Raw genomic sequence first — 12,790 nt, 5'->3', positions numbered from 1 at the left:
CCTATACAGCGTATGGGAATACTTGTACGGTGTACGGGAAGACTTCCCGTACACCGTACAAGGAGCGTGCATGACGGCGACGACCGCCGAGACCCACCCGTCCCCCACCGGCCACCCGCAGCGCTGGCTGATCCTCGGGGTCATCTGTCTTGCCCAGCTCACCGTGCTGCTCGACAACACTGTTCTCAGCGTCGCGATCCCCTCCCTCACCCGGGAGCTCGACGCCTCCACCGCCGACATCCAGTGGATGATCAACGCCTATTCGCTGGTCCAGTCGGGCCTGCTGCTCACCGCGGGCAGCGCAGCCGACCGCTACGGCCGCAAGAAGATGCTCGTCGCGGGCCTCGCCCTCTTCGGCGTCGGCTCGCTCGCGGCCGGGCTCGCCCAGTCCGCGAACCAGCTGATCGCCGCCCGCGCAGGCATGGGCATCGGCGGCGCGCTGCTGATGACGACGACCCTCGCCGTCGTCGTCCAGATCTTCGACGACACCGAGCGGGTCAAGGCCATCGGCCTCTGGTCCACCGTCAACTCCCTCGGCTTCGCGGCCGGTCCGCTGATCGGCGGGATCATGCTCGACCACTTCTGGTGGGGCGCGATCTTCCTGATCAACATCCCGGTGGCGGCGATCGGACTGTTCGCGGTGGTCGCGCTCGTGCCGGAGTCGAAGGCTTCGTACTTCCGGGGAACGGCCTCCGGATCCCCAGTTCAGGGCGACCGCCCCGATCTGCTCGGCGCGCTGCTCTCCACGGTCGGTATGACCGCTGTCGTGTACGCGATCATCTCCGGGCCCGAGCACGGCTGGACCTCTCTCCATGTGCTGGCCCCGGCCACCGCCGGCGTACTCGTCCTCGGCGTTTTCGTGCTCTGGGAGCTGCGGATCCCGTACCCCATGCTGGACATGCACTTCTTCCGCAACCAGCGCTTCATCGGCGCGGTGGCGGGCGCGATCCTCGTTGCCTTCGGCATGGGCGGCTCACTCTTTCTGCTCACCCAGCATCTGCAGTTCGTCCTCGGGTACGGGCCGCTGGACGCCGGTCTGCGTACGGCTCCGCTCGCGCTGACCGTCATCGCCCTCAACCTCACGGGTGTGGGGGCGCGGCTGCTGCCGAGGCTCGGCACTCCCGGGACCATTGCCGCCGGAATGACCCTGGTGTCCGCCGGCCTCGCGGCGATCGCGGTGCTCGGCGGCGACGGGTACGGAGGGATGCTGCTCGGACTGGTGGTGATGGGCGCGGGCGTCGCGCTCTCCATGCCGGCCATGGCCAACGCGATCATGAGTGCGATTCCGCCGGAGAAGGCGGGTGTGGGGGCGGGGGTGAACGGCACCCTCGCCGAGTTCGGGAACGGGCTCGGCGTCGCCGTCCTCGGTGCCGTACTGAACTCCCGCTTCACCGCGCTCGTACCGGCGGTGGCGGGGGCGGCCTCGCTTCCCACGGCGCTGGCAGCGGCCGGGGACGCGGGGGAACAGGAGCGGATCTCGGACGCCTTCGCCTCGGGGCTTCAGACCAGCCAGCTGGTCGGCGCGGTGGCGGTGCTGCTCGGCGGACTGCTGGCGGCGATGCTGCTGCGGCGGGCGGAGCAGGCAGACTCACCCAAGGCCGCGGCATAGCATCGGAAGGGGGCGGACCAGCCCGTTCCGGCCCGTCCGCCCGGCCGGCAAGAACCGAGGAGGGTGCGCGATGGTGAGTGCGGCCGACCGCGCGAAGGGTCCCGCGCGGACCAGTGTGTGGCTGGACGGCAAGGCGGACCGCGGCCGAAGGTCGGGCCAGCCGGACGGTCTGGACCGCGACAAGATCATCGAGGCGACGGTCCGGCTGCTGGACGCGGAGGGGGCGGCGAAGTTCTCGATGCGGCGGCTGGCCGCGGAGCTGAACGTCACCGCGATGTCGGTCTACTGGTACGTGGACACCAAGGACGATCTGCTGGAGCTTGCCCTCGATGCGGCCTTCGGTACCTTCCCGCTCCCGGACGTGAGCGCGGAGGGGGACTGGCGGGACCAGCTGCGGGAACTGGCGGGCGGATACCGGGCGTTGCTGGTGCGGCACCCGTGGGTGTCGCCGCTGATCGGTACGTTCCTGAACATCGGCCCGCACTCGATGGGGTTCTCGCTCGCGGTGCAGCAGGTCATGCGGAACACCGGGCTGCCACCGCACGGGCAGATGGGCGGGCTCGCGGCGGTGTTCCAGTTCGTGTACGGGTTCGGAACGATCGAGGGGCACTTCATCGAGCGGTGCGCGACGGCGGGGATGAGCCAGGACGAGTACTTCCACCAGGCGATGGGGACGATCAGCGAGCAGCCGGCGTTCAAGAAGAGCTTCGAGCACGCATCGGAACTGATGGAGGCCCGCGGGGGCGACACGGTGGAGGAGATGCGGGAGAGGGACTTCGGGTTCGCGCTGGACCTGCTGGTGGCGGGCATCGAAGCGATGGTCGCTCGCGCGTAGGTTTCCCGGGGCGCCGGGCCCTGTTGGGCCCCGGGTGACCTGTACCCGGGCCTGTACCCCGGGCCTGTACCCCGGGCCTGTACCCCGGGCCTGTACCCCGGGCCTGTACCCCGGGCCTGTACCCCGGGCCTGTACCCCGGGCCCGTATCCCGGGCCGCCTGTACTCCGGGCGCCTGTACTCCGGGTCCGTACCCCGGGCGCCCGTACCCCGGGCGCCTGTGACCCGTCCGGGCCGAGCCGGGTGCGTGGCGCGGGTTCGTGTCCTCGCGCGGGTTCGTGTCCTGGCGTGGCTGCTTGTCCTGGCGCGGGCTCGGGGGTGTGCCGCCTGCCGGTGTCCGGGCCGTGTGCCGCGGGATCCGGTATCGGTGCGGGCTCCGGGGTCCCGGTCACGCCCCGCCGAGTCTCGCCGGGAAGCCGCCCTTCGCGATCGGCCCCCACCGGTCCGGGGTGATGCGGATGATCGACTTTCCCTGCTTCACCATCGCCTGCCGGTACTCGTCCCAGTCCGGGTGCTCTCCCGAGATGTTGCGGAAGTACTCCACCAGCGGCTCCACCGACTCCGGGGAGTCGATCACCTCCGCCGTGCCGTCGATCTGGACCCATGGGCCGTCCCAGTCGTCGGACAGGACGATCACGCTGACCTGCGGGTCACGCTTCGCGTTGCGGGTCTTGGCGCGCTCGGGGTAGGTGGAGACGACGATCCGGCCCGCGTCGTCGACGCCGCACGTCAGCGGGGAGCCCTGGGGGCCGCCGTCCGAGGCGCGGGCCGTCAGCAGGATCGCACGGTGCCGGGGGCGTACGAACTCCAGCAACCGGTCCAGGTCCACCGTGGTGTTGGTGGCGATATTGGGTGCCATGCGCGGCAGCCTATTCGCCCGTCGGCAAGGACTCGCCCTGCACCGCCTGCATGTCGAGCTCCACCTTCAGCGTCGTGCCGATCGCCGAGATCCCCGCCTGCACCACCTGGTTGTAGTTCATCGCGAAGTCCTCGCGGTGCAGCTCCGCCGTCGCGCGGAACGCCGCCCGCACCCCACCCCACGGATCCGGGCCCGTACCCAAGTAGCCGAGGTCCAGGTCCACTGCGCGTACGACACCGTGCAGCGTGAGTTCACCGCGTACCGTCCAGCGGTCGGGCCCCGCCGGGGTCAGGCCGTGGCTGCGGTACGTGATCTCCGGGAACCGCTCCGCGTCCAGGAAGTCCGGGGACGTGAGGTGCTTGTCCCGCAGGCCGTTGCCGGTGTCGATGGAGGCTGCCCGGATCACCGCGTCGACCCGGGACCGGGCCAGGTCGGCCGCGATCTCGATCCGGCCGCCGAACTCCGTGAAACGGCCGTGCACGCTGGAGATCCCCAGATGCTGGGCGGCCGCCCGTACCGAGGAGTGCGCCGGGTCCAGCGACCACGCCCCCGGCGGTGGCAGTTCCACGCCGCCCCGGCGGGCCAGCACCACCGTGCCCACCTCGGCCCGGCCGCTCGCCGTCACCAGCGCGGTGGAGGCGGCGGGCGCGTACCCGAGCGCCGTCACGATCACCGTGTACGGCCCCGGGGCCAGGGGACCGGCCGTGGTCACCACGCCGTCCCCGTCCGCCGCCGCCCGCAGCATCTGTGCGCCGGTCATGTCGGTCACCGTCACGATCGCGTGCGAGACCGCCCAGCCGTCCCGCGTCCGTACCTGTGCGTGAAGTCCCACGCCACCCATCGCGTTTCTCCTTGCCGAAAAGTCGGGGGCGGCAGGCCGTCCCTGCCTGCCGCCCCCATTCCCGCACCGGGCGGGCGCTCGCCTCCGCTACAGGGCGAACGTCCGGCCCGGGGGCTCAATTACTCGCCGGGGTGGGCGAGTTCGATGTCGTGGCCCTCGATCCCGCGGCCGGCCACCGTCAGCACGCTCGCCACCGGCGGGTACCCGGTCGCGATGACCGTGTACTCCCCCGCGTCCAGGTCGGCGAAGGCGTACGCCCCGTCGTCCCCGGTCCTCGCGGTGGCGGCCACGTTCCCCGCGGCGTCCACCAGCGTCACCCGGGCGTCCGCCAGCGGCTGCCCGCCGATGCCGCCGCTGACGGTGCCCCGGACCAGGGCTCCGGCCTGCAGGACGACCTCGATACGGGTCACACCCTGGCCGCCGATCTCCACGGGCAGGGCCAGCGGCCGGTGGCCGACGGCGTTCAGCGCCACCGTCACCGCACCGGGGACCAGCTCGGCGAAAGCGAACTCGCCCTGCCCGGAGCTCTTCCCGGCGGCCAGCACTTCGCCGCGTACATCCGTGACGACGACCATCGCGCCCTCGACCGGTGTCCCGCCCTCGGCTGCCCGCACGGTCCCGGCGAGTCCGCTCGTGCCGGAGAGGAGGATGTCGTACGCCAGCGGCTCATCGCCGACGATCACCGTGGATGCCTGCGGCTGGAAGCCGTCGGCGGAGGCGATCAGGACGTACGACCCCGGGCCCGGGGCGTCCAGCGCGTAGCTGCCGTCGGCCTGGGCGACCGAGCGGCCGAACTGCCGTCCGGCCGGCGAGATCAGGGTGACAGCGGCCCGGGGCACCGCCGCGCCCTCGGAGCCGCGCACCACGCCCCCTACCGGTGTGCCGCCGGCCGTGGGGAGCGGAACGGTCTCGACGGCCACGGCCGGAACGGGTGCCTCGGCAGCCGCGACAGCCTCCGGCGCCGCCGTCTCCGGCGCCGCGTTGCTCTTCAGCGCGACCTCCTTGATGAACACGGTCACCAGGAACGCGAGCAGCGCGAACGGTGCCGAGTAGAGGAAGACGTCGGCGACACCGTGTCCGTACGCGGTCTCCATCACCGTACGGATCGGAGCGGGCAGCTTGTCCAGGTCGGGGATGCCTCCGCCGCCCGTGCCGCCGTGGCCCAGCGAGGCGCCCTGCGGGCCGAGCTCGGTGAGCCCGTCCTTGACGTAGTGCGTGACCCGGTTGGCCATGACCGCGCCCAGCGCGGAGACGCCGATCGCGCCGCCCAGGGACCGGAAGAAGGTGACGACCGAGCTTGCCGAGCCGAGGTCCTCGGGGGCCACCTGGTTCTGTGTGCAGAGCACCAGGTTCTGCATCATCATGCCGAGGCCGAGGCCCAGGACGGCCATGAAGATCGCGATGCGCCAGTACTCGGTGTCGTACCGCATCGTGCCGAGCAGCCCGAGACCCGCCGTCACCAGCACGCCGCCCACGACCAGCCAGGCCTTCCAGCGGCCCGTCTTGGTGATGACCATGCCCGAGACGGTCGACGAGACGAACAGGCCGCCGATCATCGGGATGGTCATGACGCCGGACATGGTCGGCGACTTGTCGCGCGCCAGCTGGAAGTACTGGCTGAAGAAGACCGTGCCCGCGAACATGGCGACGCCGACGAAGAGCGAGGCCAGCGACGCCAGCGTGATGGTGCGGTTGCGGAACAGCCGCAGCGGGATGATCGGCTCGCTCGCCTTCGACTCCACCAGGAGGAAGAGCGCGCCCAGCACGATCGAGCCGCCGACCATGGCGTACGTCTGCCACGAGATCCAGTCGTACTTGTCGCCCGCGAAGGTCACCCAGACCAGCAGCAGCGAGACCGCCGCGCTGATGAAGAAGGCGCCCGACCAGTCGACCTTGACCTGACGCTTCACGACCGGGAGCTTCAGGGTCTTCTGGAGCACGATCAGCGCGATGATCGCGAAGGGCACGCCGACATAGAAGCACCAGCGCCAGCCGAGCCAGTCGGTGTCGGTGACCACGCCGCCGAGCAGCGGGCCGCCGACGGTCGCGACGGCGAAGGTCGCGCCGAGGTAGCCGCTGTAGCGGCCGCGCTCGCGCGGGGAGATCATCGCGGCCATCACGATCTGCGCGAGGGCGGAGAGACCGCCGACGCCGATGCCCTGGACCACGCGGCAGGCGATCAGCATGCCCGCGCTCTGCGAGAGTCCGGCGACCACCGATCCCAGCACATAGATGACCAGAGCTATCTGGACCAGCAGCTTCTTGGAGAAGAGGTCGGAGAGCTTGCCCCACAGCGGGGTGGTCGCGGTCATCGCGAGCAGCGAGGCCGTCACCACCCAGGTGTAGGCGCTCTGCCCGCCACCGAGGTCGGTGATGATCTCCGGCAGGGCGTTGGAGACGATCGTCGACGACAGGATGGCGACGAACATGCCGAGCAGCAGCCCGGACAACGCCTCCATGATCTGCCGGTGTGTCATCGGCGCGCCGTCCGCGGGGGAGTGGCCTCCATGCTTGACGTGGCCGACCGCACCATCGGCTGGATGGGTCCTCCCCGCCGGAGGCAGGGGACGGGTCGTAGCCATGAACTTCCTTACGTTTCTATGCGGGTGTACGGGTCTGTGCAGGTGTACGGGTCTGTGCGGGTGTACGAGTGGCGTGGGCCCGGCAGTCCCCGACGGATTCCCGGAGGCGGGCCAGCAGCGCGTTGAGCTGTCCGACTTCTTCGTCGGACCAGTCCTTGAGGTAGTGGGCGAACATGTCCGTGGTCCGACGGCTGAGGTCGTCGAGCATGTCCTCGCCCGTGGGGGTGAGCCGCAGGATGCGGGAGCGCCGGTCGTCCGGGTCGGGCGAGCGCTCGATCCAGCCGCGTTCCACGACGTGGGCCACATGCCGGCTGGTCACCGACATGTCGACGGCGAGCAGCTCGGCGAGGCGGCTCATCCGCATCTGGCCGTACCGGTCGACGAGGGCCAGTACGGCGGCGGATCCGGAGGGGCACTCGGCGGGCAGAATCCGCGCGAGGCTCCGTTTCACGGCTCCCACGGCACTGACCTGCCGGGCCAGTTCCTCGTACCCGCTTCGCTCGGCCATGGCCCTCCCCGGCATCTTGTTGCTTAGGGCAACCATAGAAGCCGTTGGTTGCTACAGGCAAACGAAAACGGGTGGAGAGGGGTAAAGGAACCCCAAAGCCTTCCCCCGCGCCCGGTCAATGCGGGTCACGGCCCGGTCATGGCTCGGTTCACGGCCTGCTCGGGAACGGCTTCGCCCGCTGCCCGGGGTTGGGCGGGGGACCCGGGTTCGCTAGGGTCCATCCCCATGGCACACAACCCCCATGCTCCCCAAGGTCAGGGCCCCGAGGGCAACTACGACCCCGCGGGCAGCACCCAGATGTTCCGCGCCTTCGTCGACGAGGCCGCGCCGCAGGGCCGGCAGGCGACTCCCGCCGCCCAGTCGGGCTCGCGGGTCGGACTGATCCTCGGTGTCGTCGCGGCCGTCGCGATTCTCGGCGCGGTGGCCTGGCTCGCCCTCCGCTAGATCGCTCGCCAGACCGCTCGGCAGGATCGCTCGCCCGGTCAGGTCGCGCGGATCACTTCCATGCGGCGGTGACGTCCTGGGTCTCGATATGCATGCCCAGCGGCACCCGCCAGGCGTCCACACACACGGTGTACGCCTTCTTCTCGACCGCTCCCGCGGCGATCGGCGCGGGCAGCGGCCGAGCCGACTCGACGGTCGCCCAGTCGATGCCGAGCGCGCCGATGATGTGCGTGGCGAAGGTGACGGTGCCCGAGGCCACCGGTGAGCCGCCGGTGTTGCGGAACTCCACGGTCACCTTCTCGCACCAGCGCTCGTCGAGCGCCGACCGGACCGGCTCGCCGAGACTGAGCGCGGCGGGTCCCGGGGGCGTGGGCCTGGGTGCCGGAGTGGGCGCGGGGGTGGGCTTCGGCGGAGTGGTGCCGGGCTGGGCAGGGGTGGCGGGGTCTCCGCCGGGGCTGCCCGTACCGCCCGTACCGCCGCCAGGACTTCCCGTACCGCTCGTCCCCTCGCTACCGCTACCGCTACCGCTGGTGCCACCGGGTACGGAAGGCAGACCGGTGCTTCCCGGCGTCTGCGGATCGCCCGGATCGCCCGGATCGCCCGGATCGCCCGGCTTCCCCGACGTCTCCGGTGGCTTCCCCGGGCCTCCGCGGCCGGCCGACGGGCCGCCGTCCAGCGGCACCAGCACGACCTTCCCCTTCGGCGGCATGGCAGCCGTGGGTGCCTCCTCCGGCGTGGACCCGGCGGCGCCGACCGCCACATAGCCGCCGCCGCTGCCGCTTCCGCACGCGGTCAGCGCCCCGCCGAGGCAGAGCGCGACCGCGGCGAGAACTGCTCCCTGACGTCGTCGCATCGCGATAGTGTGTCTGACGCACCGTCAATAAGGAACCCCGCCGCTGCGGTTCAGTCGGCGATCAGGCCCTCCCGCAGCTGCGCGAGCGTACGGGTCAGCAGTCGTGAGACATGCATCTGCGAGATGCCGACCTCCTCGCCGATCTGCGACTGCGTCATGTTGGCGAAGAAGCGGAGCATGATGATCTGCCGTTCCCTGGGCGGGAGTTTGGCCAGCAGGGGCTTGAGCGACTCGCGGTACTCGACGCCCTCCAGGGCCGTGTCCTCGTACCCCAGCCGGTCCGCGAGCGAGCCCTCGCCGCCGTCGTCCTCGGGTGAGGGCGAGTCGAGCGAGGAGGCGGTGTAGGCGTTGCCCACCGCCAGACCGTCGACGACGTCCTCCTCCGACACCCCGAGCACCGCGGCGAGTTCGGGAACGGTCGGCGAGCGGTCGAGCTTCTGGGCCAGCTCGTCGCTGGCCTTGGTGAGCGCGAGCCGCAGCTCCTGGAGCCGGCGCGGCACTCGCACCGACCATGAGGTGTCGCGGAAGAAACGCTTGATCTCGCCGACGACGGTCGGCATCGCGAACGTCGGGAATTCCACGCCCCGTTCGCAGTCGAACCGGTCGATCGCCTTGATCAGGCCGATCGTGCCGACCTGGACGATGTCCTCCATCGGTTCGTTGCGGCTGCGGAACCGGGCCGCGGCGTACCGCACCAGGGGCAGATTGAGCTCGATGAGGGTGTCGCGCACATAGGTGCGCTCCGGGCTGGTGCCCGTTCCCTCGGATCCCTCGGAGTCCAGTGCCCGGAGCCGCAGGAACAGGGAGCGGGACAGAGTACGGGTGTCGATGGCTTCCGAGCTGTCAGGTACGACAGGTGCGGGTGCGCTCTTCGTGAGCGTGAGCACCTTCGAGCTGCCCTGTTCTACGGACATGCCACCCCCTTGAGGTCGCGGACGGTCGCGGCGGCCACGACCATCTGAGGAACGCAGCCTCCACCTGAATACCGGAGGTGGAGCTGCGGCAAACGCGGTTCCAGCAGAATGTCACATGTCGGCAACACGCTGTAGTGACATGTCGATAAGTATCGGGCAAATCTCCGCAGGAGACTGGGGGTGTGCGGCTTTCTGACTGCCCGTAAGGGCCCTGAGGCGGTCTACCCGTTCCAGCTACGCTTCGATCCTATTTGCGGATCGCAGTCGTGCGAAGCTTCTGGCCAGAAGTCTTGACACATGCATCTGGGAGACGCCGAGCTCCTGGCTGATCTGGGACTGCGTCAGATTGTTGTAGTACCGGAGCATCAGGATCCGCTGTTCCCGCTCGGGCAGTTGTACGAGGAGATGGCGTACGAGATCGCGGTGCTCGACACCGGCCAGCGCCGGGTCCTCGTAGCCGAGCCGGTCGAGCAGGCCCGGCAGCCCGTCGCCCTCCTGGGCTGCTTCCAGGGATGTCGCGTGGTACGAGCGGCCCGCCTCGATGCAGGCCAGTACCTCGTCCTCGCCGATCTTCAGCCGCTCGGCGATCTCGGCGGTGGTGGGGGACCGGCCGTGAGCCGTCGTCAGGTCCTCGGTGGCGCCGTTGACCTGGACCCACAGTTCGTGCAGCCGCCGCGGCACATGCACGGTCCTTACGTTGTCGCGGAAGTACCGCTTGATCTCACCGACCACCGTGGGCATCGCGAAGGTCGGGAACTGCACCCCGCGCTCGGGGTCGAACCGGTCGATCGCGTTGATCAGCCCGATCGTGCCGACCTGGACCACGTCCTCCATCGGTTCGTTGCGGCTGCGGAACCGGGCCGCGGCGTATCGCACCAGCGGCAGATTTGCCTCGATCAGCGCCCCACGCACCCGGGAGTGTTCCGGGGTGCCCGGCTCCAGTCCCTTGAGCTCGCCGAAGAGCACCTGGGTCAGTGCCCGGGTGTCCGCGCCCCTGCCCTGCGGTCTCCCCGGGGCCGGGGTGTCGTCCGGCCGCTCGTTCTGGGGCGGCACCTGAGGCGCAGTACTGGCCGGCACGGTCACGCCACCCCTTTGCGGTCAACTTCGGTCAACTCATCCGTCAAAAGCGGTCATAGCATCACAAGACATGTGCACTGTGTGCAAGCACCCGATAACACCGTGTTGAAGGGCAAGTTGGGGTAAACAGCAAAAAGCCCCCCGCCGCAGTGGCGAGGGGCCGGGGCCCGGGGAGGGTGCGGGACGTCAGAACTCGTAGTCGGCGATCACCCACGTGGCGAACTCGCGCCACTTTCCGGCGGCCGCCTGATGGGCCGGATGCTCGAGGTACCGCTTGAGCGCATCCTGGTCGGCCACCGCGGAGTTGATGGCGAAGTCATAGGCGATCGGCCGGTCGGTGATGTTCCAGGCGCACTCCCAGAACTCCAGCTCCGGGACGACTCCCTCGAGCTCCTGGAAGGCCTTCACGCCGGCGGTCACCCGCGGCTCGTCGCGATCGACGCCCTCATTCAGCTTGAACAGGACCAGATGGCGGATCAAGGGGACTCCTACTTGATGAGCTCGGTCATGAACTCTCCGACGCTCTGCGCGGCCGTCGAAATGCCTTCGAAGCCTATCTCGACCAGGTCGGCGGCCTCTTTGGGGGACGTGATGATCGTGTACAGCACGAAGACGACGACGATGTACAGAGCGATCTTCTTCGTTTGTACCATCAGCCCCTATCTCCCCTGCTGTCTCCTGAGCATGCGGTCGCGAGAGTCTAACCGAGCCCTCGGGAGCCGAGGACCCGGCCATCGAGGCCCTCGGAGCGTGATCCGAAGCCTTCCGGGCGAGTTCATCTCCGTTCACGGTGCGGGCTCAGGCACGACCCGGTACCAATGGGGCGGAATCCGAGACGGAGCGCCGAATCTGTACGCATACGGCTTCGGCACACACGGCTGACAGTCATACGAGCAGTCATACGAGCAGTCATGCGACCGGGAGGGGCCACCAGTCCGGATGCGGCCCGGTGGGCAGAGGGCTACCGGTTCGCCCGGTCGGACGGACGGAAGATCGCGAAAGGGCGGCCCCATCGGGACCGCCCTTTCGTTCTGCCAGCGGTAGCGGAGGGATTTGAACCCTCGGTGACTTGCGCCACACTCGCTTTCGAGGCGAGCTCCTTCGGCCGCTCGGACACGCTACCGGGAGAGAGCTTAGCCCAAGGTGGGCCGTGCTTTGAAATCGGTATCCGACGAGGGTTCCCTCACCGGTCGCGGAAGAAGCCCGTCAGCTGTTCCGCGCACTCCTGCTCCAGTACTCCGAGGACGACCTCGGGCCGGTGGTTCAGCCTCCGGTCCCGCAGGACGTCCCACAGCGAACCGGCCGCGCCGGCCTTCTCGTCCCGGGCGCCGTAGACCACCCGGCCCACCCGGGACTGCACGATCGCGCCCGCGCACATCGTGCACGGCTCCAGCGTGACCACGAGCGTGCAGCCGGTCAGCCGCCACTCGCCGAGGCGCGCGGCGGCCCTGCGGATCGCCAGCACCTCGGCGTGCGCCGTCGGGTCGCCCGTCGCCTCACGCTCGTTGTGCCCGGCGGCGAGCACCGTGCCGTCCCCGGCCAGCACGACAGCGCCGACCGGCACATCGCCGGACAGCGCCGCGCGCTCCGCCTCGTCCAGGGCGAGGCGCATCGGCCCCTCCCACCGAGTGCGTACGGGATCGGACGGGGGTGGTGCCGGGGGTGGTACGGATCCGGGTGGTACCGGGAGGGGTGGTACGGGATCGTGCGCCGGGCCGGTCACTAGCGGACGGCCTCCAGCACGTCGGCCGCGCCCAGTGAGTCCGCGATCTCCGGCAGTGCGTCCGTGTCCAGTGCCAGCAGCTCCCTCTCCGACAGGCCCAAGTCCATGAGGATCTGGCGGTCGCCGACCGGTCCCGCCGGCACGAACTCGCCGACCGGTCCGGACTCGCCGTCCGCTTCGTCCTCTTCGTCCTCGTCCGGCTCCCCGTCCTCCGTGCCGTCGAGGTCCAGCGCGTCCAGATCGTCGGCCGGGTCGGGGTCCTCCCCGCCGAGCAGTTCTTTGGTGAGGATCTCCCCGTACGAGGAGCGTGCGGCCGCGGCCGCGTCCGAGACGTAGATACGAGGGTCTTCCTCGCCCTCCACGCGGACGAGGCCGAACCACGCGTCCTCCTGCTCGATGAAGACGAGCACCGTGTCCTCGTCCACCGAGGCTTCGCGGGCCAGGTCGGTCAGATCCGACAGGGTCTCCACATCGTCGAGCTCTGTGTCGCTCGCTTCCCACCCGTCTTGAGTGCGCGCGAGCAGTGCGGCGAAGTACACCGTGACTC

The 12,790-nt window shown here is 69.9% G+C and carries 14 protein-coding genes and 1 tRNA gene; 3 read left to right on the top strand and 12 right to left on the bottom strand.

Features of this window, described 5'->3' with window-relative positions; translation table 11 throughout:
- Window positions 1-70: 70 nt before the first annotated feature.
- Window positions 71-1,609, top strand: a complete 1,539-nt coding sequence (locus OG883_RS30945; protein WP_266547639.1) for an MFS transporter — start codon at window positions 71-73, stop codon at window positions 1,607-1,609.
- A 70-nt stretch (window positions 1,610-1,679) separates the two neighbouring features.
- Window positions 1,680-2,444: a TetR/AcrR family transcriptional regulator gene (locus OG883_RS30940; protein WP_266547636.1), complete on the top strand. Its 765-nt coding sequence runs from the start codon at window positions 1,680-1,682 to the stop codon at window positions 2,442-2,444.
- Window positions 2,445-2,830: 386 nt separating this feature from the next.
- Here OG883_RS30940 and OG883_RS30935 read toward each other — a convergent pair whose 3' ends face one another.
- The 4 genes from OG883_RS30935 to OG883_RS30920 form a co-directional block, all read right to left on the bottom strand.
- Window positions 2,831-3,301: a PPOX class F420-dependent oxidoreductase gene (locus OG883_RS30935; RefSeq protein ID WP_266547633.1), complete on the bottom strand. Its 471-nt coding sequence runs from the start codon at window positions 3,299-3,301 to the stop codon at window positions 2,831-2,833.
- Between the two features lie 10 nt (window positions 3,302-3,311).
- Window positions 3,312-4,133: a YceI family protein gene (locus OG883_RS30930; protein ID WP_266549611.1), complete on the bottom strand. Its 822-nt coding sequence runs from the start codon at window positions 4,131-4,133 to the stop codon at window positions 3,312-3,314.
- Window positions 4,134-4,261: 128 nt separating this feature from the next.
- The gene (locus OG883_RS30925; protein ID WP_266547630.1) at window positions 4,262-6,619 is read right to left on the bottom strand and encodes an MFS transporter; all 2,358 of its coding nucleotides are present in this window, start codon (window positions 6,617-6,619) and stop codon (window positions 4,262-4,264) included.
- 121 nt (window positions 6,620-6,740) lie between these two features.
- On the bottom strand, window positions 6,741-7,232 hold the full coding sequence (locus OG883_RS30920; RefSeq protein ID WP_266547628.1) for a MarR family winged helix-turn-helix transcriptional regulator: 492 nt from the start codon (window positions 7,230-7,232) through the stop codon (window positions 6,741-6,743).
- A gap of 225 nt (window positions 7,233-7,457) precedes the next feature.
- Between OG883_RS30920 and OG883_RS30915 the strand changes: the two genes are divergently transcribed.
- On the top strand, window positions 7,458-7,676 hold the full coding sequence (locus OG883_RS30915) for a hypothetical protein (protein WP_266547625.1): 219 nt from the start codon (window positions 7,458-7,460) through the stop codon (window positions 7,674-7,676).
- Between the two features lie 52 nt (window positions 7,677-7,728).
- Here OG883_RS30915 and OG883_RS30910 read toward each other — a convergent pair whose 3' ends face one another.
- From OG883_RS30910 to OG883_RS30875, 8 genes are all read right to left on the bottom strand, one after another.
- Window positions 7,729-8,529, bottom strand: a complete 801-nt coding sequence (locus tag OG883_RS30910; RefSeq protein WP_266547623.1) for a hypothetical protein — start codon at window positions 8,527-8,529, stop codon at window positions 7,729-7,731.
- A gap of 50 nt (window positions 8,530-8,579) precedes the next feature.
- Window positions 8,580-9,443, bottom strand: a complete 864-nt coding sequence (locus tag OG883_RS30905; RefSeq protein WP_266547621.1) for an RNA polymerase sigma factor SigF — start codon at window positions 9,441-9,443, stop codon at window positions 8,580-8,582.
- A gap of 234 nt (window positions 9,444-9,677) precedes the next feature.
- The gene (locus OG883_RS30900) at window positions 9,678-10,520 is read right to left on the bottom strand and encodes an RNA polymerase sigma factor SigF (RefSeq protein WP_266547618.1); all 843 of its coding nucleotides are present in this window, start codon (window positions 10,518-10,520) and stop codon (window positions 9,678-9,680) included.
- Between the two features lie 186 nt (window positions 10,521-10,706).
- The gene (locus OG883_RS30895) at window positions 10,707-11,000 is read right to left on the bottom strand and encodes a Dabb family protein (RefSeq protein WP_266547615.1); all 294 of its coding nucleotides are present in this window, start codon (window positions 10,998-11,000) and stop codon (window positions 10,707-10,709) included.
- 8 nt (window positions 11,001-11,008) lie between these two features.
- Window positions 11,009-11,173, bottom strand: coding sequence for a hypothetical protein (locus OG883_RS30890; RefSeq protein WP_266547611.1), 165 nt, complete (start codon window positions 11,171-11,173; stop codon window positions 11,009-11,011).
- A 385-nt stretch (window positions 11,174-11,558) separates the two neighbouring features.
- A tRNA-Ser gene (locus OG883_RS30885) sits at window positions 11,559-11,643 on the bottom strand.
- A 60-nt stretch (window positions 11,644-11,703) separates the two neighbouring features.
- Window positions 11,704-12,132, bottom strand: a complete 429-nt coding sequence (gene tadA, locus OG883_RS30880; RefSeq protein ID WP_266547608.1) for a tRNA adenosine(34) deaminase TadA — start codon at window positions 12,130-12,132, stop codon at window positions 11,704-11,706.
- A gap of 110 nt (window positions 12,133-12,242) precedes the next feature.
- On the bottom strand, window positions 12,243-12,782 hold the full coding sequence (locus OG883_RS30875) for a hypothetical protein (RefSeq protein ID WP_266547605.1): 540 nt from the start codon (window positions 12,780-12,782) through the stop codon (window positions 12,243-12,245).
- Window positions 12,783-12,790 lie beyond the last annotated feature (8 nt).

This window comes from Streptomyces sp. NBC_01142 (genome assembly GCF_026341125.1).
GTDB lineage: Bacteria > Actinomycetota > Actinomycetes > Streptomycetales > Streptomycetaceae > Streptomyces.
Note: the sequence above shows the minus strand (reverse complement) of the source record. Positions and strands in the feature narration are given on the sequence as shown.